At 54.4% G+C, this 15,593-nt stretch carries 11 protein-coding genes; 5 read left to right on the plus strand and 6 right to left on the minus strand.

Translation table 11 applies throughout. From position 1 onward, the window contains the following. Positions 1 to 23 precede the first annotated feature (23 nt). Positions 24 to 1,319: a serine hydrolase domain-containing protein gene (locus tag AB6731_RS01970; protein ID WP_371005831.1), complete on the minus strand. Its 1,296-nt coding sequence runs from the start codon at positions 1,317 to 1,319 to the stop codon at positions 24 to 26. Positions 1,320 to 1,437: 118 nt separating this feature from the next. Here AB6731_RS01970 and AB6731_RS01975 point away from each other — a divergent pair, with 118 nt between their 5' ends. Beyond that, the gene (locus AB6731_RS01975; protein ID WP_262104809.1) at positions 1,438 to 2,319 is read left to right on the plus strand and encodes a LysR family transcriptional regulator; all 882 of its coding nucleotides are present in this window, start codon (positions 1,438 to 1,440) and stop codon (positions 2,317 to 2,319) included. On the opposite strand, the gene fumA is transcribed toward AB6731_RS01975, so the two are convergent. Together fumA and AB6731_RS01985 are read right to left on the minus strand one after the other, a co-directional pair. Beyond that, on the minus strand, positions 2,308 to 3,957 hold the full coding sequence (fumA, locus tag AB6731_RS01980; protein ID WP_371005832.1) for a class I fumarate hydratase FumA: 1,650 nt from the start codon (positions 3,955 to 3,957) through the stop codon (positions 2,308 to 2,310). The two genes, AB6731_RS01975 and fumA, sit on opposite strands and share 12 nt — an antisense overlap. 55 nt (positions 3,958 to 4,012) lie before the next feature. After that, positions 4,013 to 5,521 carry an anion permease gene (locus AB6731_RS01985; RefSeq protein ID WP_371005833.1) on the minus strand — a complete coding sequence of 503 codons (1,509 nt, stop codon included), beginning with the start codon at positions 5,519 to 5,521 and terminating at the stop codon, positions 4,013 to 4,015. 612 nt (positions 5,522 to 6,133) lie between these two features. Between AB6731_RS01985 and AB6731_RS01990 the strand changes: the two genes are divergently transcribed. Both AB6731_RS01990 and AB6731_RS01995 read left to right on the plus strand, forming a co-directional pair. Then, the gene (locus AB6731_RS01990) at positions 6,134 to 8,914 is read left to right on the plus strand and encodes a flavocytochrome c (protein ID WP_371005834.1); all 2,781 of its coding nucleotides are present in this window, start codon (positions 6,134 to 6,136) and stop codon (positions 8,912 to 8,914) included. A gap of 65 nt (positions 8,915 to 8,979) precedes the next feature. Beyond that, on the plus strand, positions 8,980 to 9,942 hold the full coding sequence (locus tag AB6731_RS01995) for an FAD:protein FMN transferase (protein WP_032678478.1): 963 nt from the start codon (positions 8,980 to 8,982) through the stop codon (positions 9,940 to 9,942). On the opposite strand, the gene dcuR is transcribed toward AB6731_RS01995, so the two are convergent. Then, complete coding sequence (dcuR, locus tag AB6731_RS02000) at positions 9,923 to 10,642, minus strand: two-component system response regulator DcuR (RefSeq protein WP_014170753.1); 720 nt, start codon at positions 10,640 to 10,642, stop codon at positions 9,923 to 9,925. The genes AB6731_RS01995 and dcuR overlap by 20 nt on opposite strands. Continuing rightward, positions 10,639 to 12,255 (minus strand): sensor histidine kinase, encoded by a 1,617-nt coding sequence (locus AB6731_RS02005; protein WP_108648137.1) that lies wholly within the window; start codon positions 12,253 to 12,255, stop codon positions 10,639 to 10,641. The genes dcuR and AB6731_RS02005 overlap by 4 nt, the downstream gene beginning before the upstream one ends. A 164-nt stretch (positions 12,256 to 12,419) precedes the next feature. Here AB6731_RS02005 and AB6731_RS02010 point away from each other — a divergent pair, with 164 nt between their 5' ends. Continuing rightward, the gene (locus AB6731_RS02010) at positions 12,420 to 13,283 is read left to right on the plus strand and encodes an N-acetylmuramic acid 6-phosphate etherase (RefSeq protein WP_020883324.1); all 864 of its coding nucleotides are present in this window, start codon (positions 12,420 to 12,422) and stop codon (positions 13,281 to 13,283) included. Between the two features lie 57 nt (positions 13,284 to 13,340). On the opposite strand, the gene ompC is transcribed toward AB6731_RS02010, so the two are convergent. Further along, on the minus strand, positions 13,341 to 14,507 hold the full coding sequence (gene ompC, locus AB6731_RS02015) for a porin OmpC (protein ID WP_150343322.1): 1,167 nt from the start codon (positions 14,505 to 14,507) through the stop codon (positions 13,341 to 13,343). A gap of 352 nt (positions 14,508 to 14,859) precedes the next feature. Here ompC and AB6731_RS02020 point away from each other — a divergent pair, with 352 nt between their 5' ends. Beyond that, positions 14,860 to 15,561, plus strand: coding sequence for a phosphohydrolase (locus AB6731_RS02020; RefSeq protein ID WP_020883326.1), 702 nt, complete (start codon positions 14,860 to 14,862; stop codon positions 15,559 to 15,561). The last annotated feature ends 32 nt before the right edge of the window (positions 15,562 to 15,593 follow it).

Consider the following 15,593-nt stretch of genomic DNA (forward strand, 5'->3'; position numbering starts at 1 on the left):
AGGCAGGGCCTGGCTTATTCTATTCAGCGTAGCGCGTTCGCTATCGCGCTAAACATCAGCGACGCTTCCAGCGGCTGGGCGCTGAACGACGGTTCCGCCTGCGGCCAGGTGGACCACTGGACGATCACCAGGTTTTCCTTTTGATTCACCATAATCATCTGACCAAAAATCCCCAGCGCCCAGAGTGAATCTTTCAGAGAGTCCTGCACCGCTGGCTTAACGTCTGTGGCCGTAGCGGGCACCTCGTTGTTCCACCACTGATAGCCGTACAACCCTTTCGGGTGCGCCTTCGACACCGATCCCGTTGCCTGCGTCCAGTCTGCGGACTGCTTCACCCAGCCGTCAGGCAGGATCTGTTTGCCTGAGGGGAGCGTACCGTTATGCAGGATAAATTCGCCGAAGCGGCCCCAGTCTTCCAGCGTGGCGTTAAAGCCGTGGGCGCCGACGTCGTGCTGGCTCTTGCGGTAGGCATGCCATACGCCGTCGCTCGCCATCCCGTACGGTTGCCAGATGCTTTTCTCCAGATACGCCGCAAGCGTCATGCCGGTGGCGCGTTCAAGCACGTCCCCCAGTAGCCATGCGCCGCCCGAGGAGTATGACCAGTTTTCGCCCGCCGGATGTTCGCGATGTAACCCTTTCACCAGCGTGCGCACGCAGTCATAGGTTCCCGGTTTCGCTTCACATTGGGTCATCTGAGCGAAGTCTGATTTCGGATCGGTGTAGTCTTCATTCCACGCCACGCCGGAGGTGTGGGTGATGAGCTGTTTCAGCGTCACGCCGTCCCATGCGGTGGCTTTCAAATCCGGTTCGTATTGGGTGATGAGGTCATCAAGGGAGCGAATTTTTCCCTCTTTGATCGCGACCCCAACCAGCGCCGAGACCACGGATTTGCCCACGGAACGTGAGGTCCAGAGCGTGGAGTCGGTATTGCATTCACCCAGATATTTATAGGCCACTTTGCCGTTCTTCAGCACCAGCATACCGCTGACGTTCTGGCGTTTCAGGTAATCATGAAGGTTCCAGGTCTTGCCGTTAACCTGGTAGCGGGCATCGGTGAGTGGTTTGTCTGCCGCCAGCAGCGGCGTAGCGTTGCCGTGGCGGAACACGTCTCCCGCATAGTTGCGGTAGTCATTACGAAAGCCCACGACGCGGTCGGACTGGCTCCAGGTCAGCATGGTATGCGCATCCGGCAGTTTGGCATCGAAAGGTGCCGGACAGGTAGTGAGGTCGGTACCGTTGCAGGCCGCCATGACGGCGGGCGAGAGCAGGCTGCTGACAACCAGCGCCGCGAGCAGCGTGTGGTTTGTTTTGATTTTCATATTTATCTCGTTTGGCTCAGGAAGGACTTCAGTTTACGAACCCGCGGCCTATAATAAAAAACGCGTTATGGGGGAAAATCCCCCCGTAAATTAACGGGAGTGTGGTGTGGCGACATTGATGTATTCGTTTGCCCAGCTTGAGGCGTTCACCGCCGTGGCTGAGCACGGCAGCCTGATGAAGGCGGCCAGCAAGCTCGAAAAAGATCGCACCACCCTGCGCGATCTGATCGATTTTCTGGAAGACGGGCTGGGCTATGCCCTGTTCCTGCGCGAGGGACGCCACCTGCAATTAACGCCGGAAGGGGAACAGCTCCAGCGACAGGCGCACCTGCTGATGCGGCAGGTCAGGGCCTTTGAGGCCTTTGCCAGAGCGGTTCCGGACAGCGCGACGCAGGACATTTCCCTCGTTTACGATCCTTTCACTCCCCGGGATTTTCTGCAGGCGCTGATAGAAAACATGGCAACCCAAAACATACGCCTGAGCCTGACCAGTGCGTCGCGTGACGAGGCGGAAGCCATGCTGGCGAGCGGAGAGGCGGATTTAGGTATCTGCCAGGCGCGCAATCGCAGCGTAGGCAATGAGATGGAGTGGCGGGCGCTGGGAGCGATTGATATGGACTTTTACGCCGCGACCTCGCTTTTTTGCGAGAGTACATCGCCGCTTTCGCTGCTCGACCTCTCTCTGGTGCCGCAGGTCATCATGCATACGGCATCTGATGAGCCGGTTGCGCGTCGTTTGCAAATCTCCGGACATACCCTTTTTACAAATGATCTGGAAATGTTACGCGGTCTGCTGGAGCAAGGGTGCGGCTGGGGATTTCTGCCGACCCATTTTCAGGCGCAGCAGTGGAAAAAGGTAGAAAGGCTGCACACGGAAGTGGGCAGCCAGGGGATTAGTCAGACGATAGTGACCATCTGGAAGCCGGGCAGCGACAAGCGCGAGAGGATCAATGATACGTTGTCGCTGCTGCCGGCACTATGGAAACGCTCAGCGCTGTGAACACCCTTTGCACTGTTTGTTCTGGATTTGCTGGAAGAAATCGTTGCCTTTGTCATCCACCAGGATAAAGGCCGGGAAGTTCTCGACTTCAATTTTCCAGATGGCTTCCATACCCAGCTCCGGATACGCCACGCACTCCAGGCTCTTGATGCTGTTTTGCGCCAGTACCGCTGCCGGGCCGCCGATGCTGCCGAGGTAGAAGCCACCGTGTTTATGGCAGGCGTCCGTCACCTGCTGGCTGCGGTTACCTTTCGCCAGCATGATCATGCTCGCGCCGTGGGATTGCAGTAAATCTACATAGGAGTCCATACGTCCCGCGGTGGTCGGGCCGAGTGATCCAGACGCGTAGCCTTCTGGCGTTTTCGCCGGGCCTGCGTAGTAAATCGGGTGATCTTTAACGTACTGCGGCAGTTCTTCGCCATTATCCAGCAGTTCTTTCAGCTTCGCGTGGGCGATATCGCGCGCCACGATGATGGTGCCGTTCAGCGACAGGCGGGTGGAGACCGGGTGCGCGGAAAGCTGCGCCAGGATCTCATTCATCGGCTTGTCGAGATTGATGCTGACCACTTCGCCTTCCCCCTGTTGACGCAGGGACTCAGGAATATACTGGCCCGGATTGTGTTCAAGCTTCTCAATCCAGATCCCGTCGCGGTTGATTTTCGCTTTGATATTACGGTCAGCGGAGCATGAGACGCCCATGCCGATTGGGCAGGAGGCACCGTGGCGCGGCAGGCGGATCACACGAATATCATGGGCGAAGTATTTCCCGCCAAACTGTGCGCCCAGGCCGAGGTTCTGTGCTTCCTGAAGCAGTTCCTGTTCGAGCTGAACATCACGGAACGCCTGACCGTGTTCGTTACCTTCGGTGGGCAGTGCGTCGTAATAGCGCGTTGAGGCGAGCTTAACGGTTTTCAGCGTCGCTTCAGCCGACGTTCCCCCAATCACGAAGGCAATATGGTAAGGCGGGCAGGCCGCGGTACCCAGGGTACGCATTTTCTCAACCAGATAGTTTTTCAGCTTCGCCGGGGTAATCAGCGCTTTGGTTTCCTGATAGAGATAGGTTTTATTCGCGGAACCGCCGCCTTTTGCCATGCACAGGAATTTATATTCGTCCCCGTCGACGCTGTAGAGATCGATCTGCGCAGGCAGGTTAGTGCCGGTATTGACTTCTTTATACATATCCAGCGCGGCATTCTGGGAATAACGCAGGTTATCTTCGATGTAGGTGTTATAGACACCCTGACTCAGCGCGGCTTCGTCACTGCCACCGGTCCAGACGCGCTGGCCTTTTTTACCCATGATGATCGCCGTGCCGGTATCCTGGCAGGTGGGCAGCACGCCTTTGGCCGCGATTTCAGAGTTGCGCAGGAACTGCAGGGCAACGTATTTATCATTTTCGCTGGCTTGTGGGTCGTTAAGAATAGCGGCAACCTGTTTCTGATGCGAAGGGCGCAGCATAAAGGCGGCGTCGTGGAAGGCCTGCTGTGCCAGCATCGTCAGCGCTTCGGGTTCCACTTTCAGGATCTCCTGACCCTCAAATTCGGCAACAGAGACGTGTTCTTTGGTCAGCAGATAGTATTCGGTATCGTCGTGTGCGAGAGGGAAGGGGTTCTGGTAGTTAAACGGTTTGTTTGACATAGCGTATTGCTCCAAAAAAATAAAACCGCCGGAGAGGTAGCCCGGCGGTCAGGGATCAGAACATCATGGACATCCACGGATAACCAATCAGCAGCAGGGCCGCCAGGAAGATGGCACCAAAGATGGTGCCGAGGCGCCAGTAGTCTTTGGTTGGCAGGTAGCCGCTACCGTAGTAGATAGGGCTAGGGCCGGTACCGTAAGGGGTGATAATCCCCATGACCCCCAGGGAGGTCACCATCAGCAGGACGAACACCTCCATATTCATGCCCGGAATGGTAGAGGCGATGGTCAGCATCGCTGGCAGCAGCGCCGTGGTGTGTGCGGTGGTGCTGGCAAACAGGTAGTGCAGCAGGTAGAACGCCAGCAGCAGTACGATGGTGGCAACACCCGGTGAGATACCGCTCATCAGCAGACCGCCTTCTTTACCCAGCCAGCTAATGAAGCCCGTGGAGGAGAGGCCATCCGCCAGCGCAACCAGGGTGGCGAACCAGACGAAGGTGTTCCAGGCGGCTTTATTCCCGGTGATATCGTTCCACTCCAGCACCCCGGTCCACAGCATCAGACCCACGATTAACAGTGCAGCCATTGCCGGTTCAATCCACGCGGCGGCGAAAATCCACATCAGCAGCGCGCAGCAGACGAAAATCAGCAGCAGGATTTCGTTACGGGACAGTTTGCCCAGTTTTTCCAGTTCACGGGTCGCCCACAGTGGCACTTCGTTGTTCACTTTAACTTCAGGCGGGTAGAACCAGTAGGCCAGCAGCGGCATGGTCAGAATCAGCAGCACGCCCAGCGGCAGGAATGCGATAAACCAGGTGCCCCAGGAGATGTCGATCCCCACGGTGCTTTTCACCAGCGCCAGCGCCAGCAGGTTCGGTGCGAGGGCAGACAGGAACATTGAGCTGGTAATACAGGCCGCGGTGATCGCCACCCACATCAGGTAAGAACCAATTTTACGCGCGCTTGGATCGTTCGGTTTTGAACCATACAGCGGCGGCAGGTTAGCGATAATCGGATAGATGGTCCCGCCGCTACGCGCGGTGTTGGAAGGTGTAAACGGTGCCAGCAGCAGGTCCGCGAAGGTGATAGCGTAACCGAGCGTCAGGCTGCGACGACCCAGATATTTCACCAGAATCAGTGCCAGACGGCGGCCGAAGCGGGTTTTGTCATAGCCTGCGGCAAACATGAAGGCACCGAAAATCAGCCATACGGTAGAGTTACCAAAACCGCTCACGGCCCATTTAAAGGAGGCACCCGCCAGTTTGAATTTCGGGTCAGCCAGCTGTTCCGGGCTGAACAACACCCACTGGCTGCAGAGCGCAATCGCCACGACGCCGGTCAGGCCAATGACCGCGCCTGGCAGCGGTTCGAAGATCAAACCGACAATCACGCCGACAAAGATAGCGAAGTAGTGCCACGCGTAAGGAGGAAGCCCTTCCGGGACCGGAACAAACAGTAACAGCACGGCAACGACAACGGGCAATGCCATCATTAGCAGACGTTTTGCCTTTCCGTTGGATGCGTGACTCGCCCAAGGGGGCGTTACAGCAGTTTTTGTATTCATAGTTTCGCGTCTTAAGTTGTCAGGAATTCGGTTATGCGCTGAAATATTCATTTGCTTTCTTTAGTTTGTTTTTATTTTATTTAGTTGCTAAAGGTGCGCATTTGCTATTTCAGTAATAGCGATTTAACGCATTTTTGATGCGCTAAATTAAAAATTGATGATATTTATATATTGCGCTTTTGACTGTCTCGATGCTTGATCGCGATCAAAAAAATAGAATTGCGGGGGTGTTTTTGTTCAGTTGATAATAACCACTCTGGCGTATGTGGGTATTATTTATTTTTGATATGGATTTTACTCAATGTTGTTAACATTTCAAATAACCATTTTCATATAACTCTATGTTTTTAATGGTTTGTTTTTGTCTCTTGGGATCGTGAAAAGGTCATTGATACGTTAACAGTGTTTAAAGGATTGTGAATAGAGTAATTAATATTGCTAACACCAATGTGTTATTAATGTTATTGAAGGGATTAAATAGTTTTTTAACTAACGTAATGGCTTTAGAAACTAAAAAAATCATTATATTAGTATTATGACATCGGAATAAAAAATCGAAATAAAACTGAGCCCGATAACGAATTCTTAATTTTAAAGTTTGGAGTTTCTATTATGAGCACTAACGAACGTATTCTAAGCCCCTTCACATTACCGAATGGTACCGAACTGAAAAACCGTTTGTTAATGGCCCCTATGACGACCTGTACCGGTTATTACGACGGTACGGTGACCAGCGAGCTGGTTGAGTACTATCGCGCCCGCTCAGGCAGTATTGGTACCATTATTGTTGAGTGCTGCTTTGTTGACGATCTCGGTCTCGCCTTCCCGGGGGCGATTGGCATTGATAACGACGAGAAAATCGCCGGGCTGGCGAAGATCGCTGAGGCGATTAAGTCCAAAGGATCTAAAGCGCTGCTGCAGATCTACCACGGCGGCCGCATGGTTGATCCGAAACTGATCGGTGGCCGCACGCCGGTGGGGCCAAGTGCCGTTGCCGCGCCACGTGACGGCGCCGCCACGCCGGTTGCCCTGACGGGAGAAGAAGTCGAAGGGATGATTGGTAAGTTCGGTGAAGCAGTACGCCGTGCGATTCAGGCGGGTTTCGATGGCGTTGAAATCCATGGGGCCAACACCTATTTGATTCAGCAGTTCTACTCTCCAAACTCTAACCAGCGTGACGACGAGTGGGGTGGCAGCCGCGATAACCGCGCGAAATTCCCGCTGGCCGTGCTCGACATCACCCATAAAATGGTGCGCCAGTACGCCGATGACGCCTTTATCATCGGCTATCGCTTCTCCCCTGAAGAGCTGGAAGAGCCGGGCATCCGCTTTGAAGACACCATGTACCTGCTGGAAAAGCTGGCCGCGCGCGGTGTGGATTATCTGCACTTCTCCGTTGGCGCAACCCTGCGTCCTTCTATTGTCGACACGCAGGATCCGACCCCGCTTATCGAAAAATACCGCGCAATGCGTTCTGACACGCTGGCGCAGGTGCCGGTCATGGGCGTCGGTGGCGTGGTCAATGCCGCGGATGCGAACGAGGCGCTGGAACATGGCTACGATCTTATCGCCGTAGGCCGCGCGACCATCGCCTATCCAGACTGGACAGACCGCATCGCGGCGGGAGAAACGCTGGAACTGTTTATGGACAGCACCCGACGCGAAGCGCTAAGCATCCCTGAGCCGCTATGGCGTTTCTCGCTGGTGGAGGCGATGATCCGCGATATGAGCATGGGTGAATCGAAATTTAAAACGGGCATGTTTATTGAGAATGTTCGGGACGATAGCAACGAACTGGTGATTAACGTCAGCCTGGAGACCGACCGCATCGCCGACATTGAACTGGCTTCTGGCCCGACCCAGGACGTTGAGTTTGTCACCAGCTTCGAAGAGATCCGCACCCGTATTCTGGATGCAAACACCCCGCACGTGGATGCCATTACCGGTGCAACCAGCCAGAGTGAAGCGGTCAAAAAAGCGGTGTCTAAAGCCATGCTGAAATCCAGCAAAGCGCTGGCAGCCGAAGAGGGTGTCGACCCGAACGAGACCCGAAGCGTTGACGTTGTGGTGGTCGGTAGCGGTGGCGCGGGTCTGGCCGCAGCAATCCAGGCGCATGACGAAGGCGCAAGCGTGCTGATTGTTGAGAAAATGCCCTCCATCGGCGGTAACACCATTAAAGCGTCTGCGGGGATGAACGCCGCGGAAACACGCTTCCAGCGGGTGAAAGGAATTCAGGACAGCAAAGAGCTGTTCTATCAGGAAAGCCTGAAAGGCGGTAAAAACAAGAACAACCCGGAACTGTTGCGCCGCTTTGTGGAAAATGCCCCACAGGCGATAGAGTGGCTGGCGACCCGCGGCATTATGCTCAACGACATCACCACCACCGGCGGGATGAGCATCGACCGTACTCACCGTCCAAAAGACGGTTCTGCGGTGGGCGGCTATCTGATTAGCGGCCTGGTGCGTAACGTCAACAAACGCAACATCGAGGTCATGCTCGATACGTCGGTCAGCGACATTCTCTTCGAGAACGGCGAAGTCACCGGCGTACGTCTGACCACGGAAGAAAACGAAACCCTTACCGTAGCAACCAAAAGCGTCATTGTGGCTACCGGTGGTTTCAGCGCCAATAGCCAGATGGTGGTTAAGTACCGTCCTGACCTGGAAGGTTTCGTGACCACCAACCACAAAGGGGCGACAGGGGGCGGTATCGCGCTGCTGGAGCGTATTGGCGCCGGTACGGTCGATATGGGTGAAATCCAGATCCACCCAACCGTTGAGCAGAAAACCTCGTACCTGATTTCCGAATCCATCCGCGGTGGCGGGGCGATTCTGGTGAACCAGCAGGGGAACCGTTTCTTCAACGAGATGGAAACCCGCGATAAAGTCTCTGCACAGATTATCGCCCTGCCGGAGAAATACGCTTACATCGTCTTTGATGAGCATGTCCGCGCCAAAAACAAAGCGGCAGATGAGTACATCGCCAAAGGGTTTGTTACCAGCGCCAGCTCACCTAAAGCGCTGGCTGAAGCCCTGGGTATGGATTATCACGCTTTCCTGGCGACCCTGGAGCGTTACAACGGCTTTGTTGAAAAACAGCACGATGACGATTTTGGCCGTACGACCGCGCTGCGTGCACCAATCAACGAAGGGCCATTCTATGCCATTCAGATTGCGCCGGGCGTGCACCACACCATGGGCGGTGTGACCATTAACACCGAAACCTGCGTACTGGACAGCAACCACAACGTGCTGCCAGGGGCGTTTGCGGCCGGTGAAGTGGTCGGTGGTATCCACGGTGGTAACCGCATCGGGGGTAACGCGGTGGCAGATATCATTATTTTTGGTACGCTTGCCGGACATCAGGCGGCGATGCGCGCGAAAAGGGCGTAAGTCAGCCGTAAGGGTATGCCGGATACGCACCGTGTATCTGGCATTTCAACCAGGGAGCTTGCACCATGTCTTCTGACCACCGCGTCTACAGTTACTCCGCCGTTCTGATGGGATCGCCCATTCTCCTGAAGCTTTTCTCTCATGATGAAGCCCTCGCTTCTCGCGTTTTTAGACTGATTAAACAGTATGAAGACCTGCTGACCGTCAACCGTGCCAGCTCGCAGGTGATGGATATCAACCATGCTGCCGGCCAGCATCCTGTCACCGTCAGTCGCCCGGTTTTTGAGCTTATCCGCTGTGCGAAAGCGGCAAGCCAGCTCAAGGACAGCGCATTTAACCTGGCCATCGGCCCGCTGGTGAAACGCTGGAAAATCGGTTTTCGGGGAGATAGCGTTCCGCCTGCCGATGAAATCGCGTCGTTGCTCGCCATTACCCATCCTGAGGATGTGGTCCTTGATGAGGCCAGCAGCAGCGTGTTCCTGACCCGGGCGGGCATGGAGATTGATCTGGGGGCCATCGCCAAAGGCTATATCGCCGACAGAGTGCGCGATTACCTGCGTAAAGAGGGGGCTCAACTGGGGCTTATAAATCTTGGCGGTAATATCCAGACGCTGGGTTCACCGGAAGGGGGCTGGAGCGTGGGGCTCAAAAAACCGTTCGCCGGGGAGGCGCTGATCGGTACGATGACCGTAGAGAACATGTCGGTGGTGACATCGGGTACCTACGAACGCTTTTTTGAGCAGAACGGCAGGCGTTATCACCACATACTTGACCCGCGCACCGGCTATCCGCTGGATAACGAACTGGACAGCGTCACCATCATTTCGAAAAACTCCATTGATGGTGATATCTGGACCACGCTGATGTACGGCATGGGCGTCAGTAAAGGCTGTTCAGCGCTGCGTGCACGACCCGACATTGAAGCAATCTTCGTGACCAAAACAAAAGAAGTGGTGCTCTCTTCAGCGCACCACTTCCGCTTTACCTTGCTGGATAACAGCTACCGCGTTACTGACAGTACTGCTTGAGCAGTGCCGTCTGCTCGGGCTGCAGGCGATAGCGATACACCGGCCGCCCGGTGGCACCGTAGTGAATGCTGGTGAACAGGATGTTGATTTGCGCCAGCCAGATCAGGTATTTGCGACAGGACACGCGTGAGATATTGACCGCGTTTGCCAGATCATCGGTGGAAAACTCCGTCTCCGGGTGCGCATCAATCCACTGACAAATCGTACGCAGCGTTTGCGGCGTTAACCCTTTCGGCAGTTTTTTACTGTCCGCCAGTTCCGGCGCACCGCCGTGGATCAATCTGTCGACGTCGGCCTGCTCATAGTACTGATGCGATCCCATCAGGCTGTGCTTTGCCTTCCAGCCGTTCAGCGCCTCTTCAAAACGCGGGAACTGGAACGGTTTAATCAGATAATCCACCACACCGTAATGGATGGAGGTCTGGATGGTGGCGGCATCGGCGGCGGAGGAGATCATAATGACATCAATCGGCCGGCCTGAGGCACGGATGACGGGAAGGAGATCCAGCCCGTTATCCTGCTGCATATAGACATCCAGCAGCACCAGATCGACAGGCTGGCTGGGGTCGTTAATGATGGCCCTGGCCTGGTTGAGCGTGGAGGCGACGCCGCAGCAGCTAAAGCCTTCAACACGGTTGACATACAGACGGTTGAGGTCGGCCACCATGGCGTCATCATCGACAATTAACACATTTATCACGCGATATTCCTCTCGCTATCCCAGGGGATGTGAACAAAAAATTGGGTAAATACACCAGGCTCAGACTCGACGGTAATGTCTCCGCCCAGGTTCTGGATCTGCTGACGAGCAAGGAACAGCCCAACGCCGCGATTTTCGCCTTTGGTTGAGAAGCCCTTTGTAAAAACAGCCTCGAGCTGAGCCGGATCAATACCGGGGCCATCGTCGCTGACTTCGCAACTGAGCCAGCCATTCTGATAATGTAGCAGCAGGCCAATTTCGCCTTCCTGCTGTCCTTCCATCGCGTCGAGCGCGTTTTCAATGAGGTTACCCAGCACGGTAATCAGCACCGCAACCTGCTCTTCGTTGGCGGTATCCGGTATCTGGCACTCATCGGCCAGCGTCAGGGCGATCCCAGCTTCCTTAGCCCGGTTGATTTTACCCAGCAGGAACCCGGCTATCACCGGAGATTTAACTTTGCTCTGAATGGTACCAATATCGGTCTGATAATTATGCGCCGTCTGGATGATGTACTCTTCAAGTTTGTCGTAGCGCTTCATATGCAGCAGCCCGAGGATCACGTGCAGTTTGTTCATAAACTCGTGCGTATGGGAGCGCAGGGCATCGACATAATTGACCATGCCATCAATACGCTGCATCAGCTGGCTGATTTCCGTTTTATCGCGAAAAGTGGTGATGGCACCAATAACCCGCTCCTGGCTTTTAACAGGTACCATGTTGCACAGCAAGAGTCGCCCGTTGCAGCTGATCTCCTGATCCTTGCGTGCAATGCCGCTCTTCGAGACTTCCCGCAGGCTTGCCAGCAGGGGAGCACTGGCATTTTCGGTCTGTTTGCCGGAAGGCAGAAGCAATATTTCTCTGGCGGTGTGGTTAATCATCGTCACCCGGCCCTGAATATCCACGGCCAGTACCCCTTCGCGAAGCGACTGCAGCATCGCCTGCCGCTGTTCGAACAGCGCCGAGATCTCATACGGCTCAAGGCCGAACAGGATACGTTTGAGCACGCGAACCAGGCCCCAGATGGCCAGCGAGCTCATCAATATACTGAATAATATGGTCCAGATGGCGTTAAGCCGCCCACGGGCAATCTGATCTTCCACTTTTTTAAGGGAGATACCGACCACCACCACGCCGATCTGCTCGTGCTGGCTATCAAAGACGGGAGTGAAGACGCGAAGCGCTTCCGCGAGGGCACCCCGGTTAACGGCGACATGCTCCTTTCCTTCCAGCGCGGGCGTCAGGTCATCGCCGATAAAGTGCAGACCTAGCAGGGCTTCGTTCGGGTGCGAGTAACGAATACCGCGCATGTCGGTGACCACGGTGAACAGCAGGTCGTTGCGCCTGGTGACCGCCTGGGCGATGGGCTGAATAATATCCGCCTGGGGAGCCTGCATCAGACCGCGTTGAATTTCAGGACTGTCGGCCAGCGTTCGCGCGATCCCAAGGGCCGTATCCTTAACATCGTCGCGGGTGGCGCGGGTGATTTGGACGGAATAGAGCGCAAATACCAACAGCAGCACAGAACCGATAATCGCGCACACCATTAACGTGACCAGGGTGTTCAGTTTCATGGGGCGCTTGCGCGTCAGGGGGAAGGGCTGCAAATCGCTCATCAAAACTCCGCGATGATTAAGAAAGGGGTAATTATCGCCGATGACGCGCATTTCTTAAAGCCATGTAAAGGCATGGATTCGGTCCTCTTTTCGTGACCCTCCTCGCAGGTCACCTGTCTAAAACACTTTATAGTGTAGGGGTACTCATAATAAGGAGGTTGTTTATGAGCATTACGCTTACCGGTTCGGTCAAGGAAAGACGGCACGCCAGCACGATGAATATCGATAGATTGTCCACGCTGGACATGCTGAAAGTCATTCACCAGGATGATGCCCTCATCTCCGCTGCAATAACCCCATGTTTAACAACGATCGCCCGCGTGGTGGATAACGCCGCTGCGACCCTGAGTCACGGTGGTCGTCTGGTCATTGTTGGCGCCGGCCCCTCAGGCCGTGTCGCGCAGCAGGCAGCCGATGAGTATGCCCCGGGAAAAACGCCTGTGATCGCCATAACGGCGGGAGAGGAGGCGGGCAGCTACGAGCGCGGTGTCGCCGACCTGCAGGCCATCAAATTTGGTGAACAGGATATGATGCTGGCGGTCACCGTCAGCGGAAAAACACCGTGGGTCTGGGGCGCGATGCGCCATGCGTGGTCGTTGGGTTCCCCGGTCGCGGCTATTACGGATGACGCGCAAAGTGAAGCCGCACAGCTGGCGAGCATGGTGATTGCCCCAGAGCTTGGCGCGGACGCGATCGCGGGTTATATCAATACCAAAGCCGGGATCGCACAAAAAATGATCCTGACCATGATAACCACCGGCCTGGCGGTTCGAACCGGACGCGTATTCAGCAACCTGCGCGTGGATCTGGACGCCAGCAACACCAAATGGTCTGAACGGCAAATTGCCATCGTCATGGAAGCGGGGGGATGCACCCGGTCAGCGGCGAAAGCCGCGCTGGAGAGCTGCAACCATAACTGTAAAACAGCGGTGCTGATGGTGCTGACAGGGCTGGATGCCTGGAAGGCGCATGAACTGCTGGCGCAGAACAACGGCTTTATTCGTCTGGCACTGCAGGAAGCTCCGTAAAATTTCTCTGTTGAATAAAAAAAAGCCCGCGATGCGGGCTTTTATCATAGTGGGAAGTTAGAACTGGTACGTCATACCTACGCCAACGATGTCATCTGTAGAGATGCCGTTTGCTTCGTAGAAGCTTTCGTCGTTGTCCAGCATGTTGATTTTGTAATCAACATAGGTGGAGAAGTTTTTGTTAAAGCTGTAGGTCATACCGACGTCGATATAGTTAACCAGATCCATGTCGCCATGCTGGCCCTGTGGGTTACCCGCATTGCCAGGATAAGTCATGTCCTTGCCTTTGGAGTAAACCCATGCCAGGGACGGACGCAGGCCGAAGTCGAACTGGTATTGTGCCACGGCTTCAAAGTTCTGCGTCTCATCCGCAATCCCGGTATCGCCATATGGCGTCATATTACGGGTTTGCGCATACATCATCGCCAGATAAACGCTGTTGGCATCATATTTCGCGCCAACGGTCCACACTTCCGCAGTCTTACCGCCGGCGAAACGTGCGCTGTCTTGTATACCCTTCGCTTCCTGCTCATTGGTACGGTCAGAAGAGGAGTAGGCTGCGCCTAAGGTCAGGCCAGACAGATCGCCGGAGAAATCATAGCTAGTGGACATACCGAAGCCGTCACCGTTCTGGAAACGCACGTCGTCATGACCGTTCTTGGTCCCTTCCTGATCTTCTGTTGCGTCCTGACCTTCGTTTGCCCCCTGATACTGCAGCGCAAAATTCAGACCCTCAACCAGGCCGAAGAAATCGGCATTACGGTAGGTCGCCACACCGTTTGCACGGCCGACCATGAAGTTGTCGGTCCAGGTATAAGAATCGCCCCCAAATACGGGCAGCATATCGGTCCAGGCTTCAACATCATACACGACGCCGTAATTACGACCGTAATCGAACGAACCGTATTCGCCATATTTCAGGCCAGCGTACGCCAGACGGTTAAATGAAGTATCACCGGCACTTTCGGTATTATTGGCGTAAGTTTTATATTCCCACTGGCCATAACCAATAACATCGTTGGTGATTTGTGTTTCGCCTTTGAAACCAATTTGTACATAGGTTTCATCGCCATCATCCCCAGGGTGGTCAGAGAAGGTATGACGCGCATCGATCTTACCGTACAGATCAACTTTATTGCCGTTTTTGTTATACATTTCAGCTGCATGTGCTGCGCCAGCCATTAATAGCGCGGGTACGAGAATTGCCAGAACTTTTCTTTTCATTATATATTCCCTTTAAAGATAATTAATATGAATATATGTAATCACTCTCTGTCATTACAGAATTGATACTATTCTACGCAATGTCATTTTGGTTCAAAAATAAATGTAATTAAAATCGTAGAAATATTGCAAAAAATTTCTATCTGTCGCTTTATTTTTCTGGTGAATTAGAGTTTAGAATATATAGGAATAAATTATCATTAAGTATTTGGCGGCAGTATTATTTAATATCTCCAATTGATATTAAATATATTTCCTCGGGAATGCAGGGTACACGCGTCCCTGTCAGGACAAGCCGTGATAGCGGCGGGGAAAGTTGCTATTGTAGCCGTTTTAACAACAGGACGTGATGATGGAACTTACGCAGTGGCAGTCTCGCTTTGAGCGTTGGCTCGATGAAAACCACGCGACCCACGACGCCGCGCATGATATTTCGCACTTTCGTCGTGTCTGGATGACGGCACAAAAAATCATGGCGAACCAGGCTGTCGATTCACTGGTGGTACTGACCGCATGTTATTTTCATGACATTGTCAGCCTGCCGAAAAACCATCCCCAACGCAGCCAGTCATCACGTCTGGCGGCCAGCAAGACGCTCGACATTCTGCGTCGCGATTTTCCGGATTTCTCCTCTGAACGCTATGCGGCCGTGGAGCATGCCATTGAAGCGCACAGTTTTAGCGCCGGTATCGCGCCGCACAGTCTTGAAGCCAAAATTGTTCAGGATGCTGACCGGCTGGAAGCGCTTGGTGCTATTGGTCTTGCGCGCGTCTTTGCGGTATCGGGGGCGCTGGGCGTGGCGCTCTTTAACGCAGAAGACCCGTTTGCCGACGCACGCACCCTTAATGATCGCGCCTTTGCCCTCGACCATTTTCAGACCAAGCTTCTGCGCTTGCCTGATACAATGCACACAGACGTGGGGCGCGAACTTGCGCAACACAACGCCGATTTTCTCATCCAGTTTATGGCGAAATTAAGTGCCGAATTACAAGGCGACTGCCTGGGGCTGGATAGCCAGGTGCTGAGCCGCTTCCGTCGCAGTTTGAGCGAGTGAACTGTGGTAATCTGTTTCCAGTCTTTATTCTC

The sequence above is a fragment of the Enterobacter sp. RCC_40 genome (genome assembly GCF_041360735.1).
GTDB classification, from domain to species: Bacteria; Pseudomonadota; Gammaproteobacteria; order Enterobacterales; family Enterobacteriaceae; genus Enterobacter; species Enterobacter ludwigii.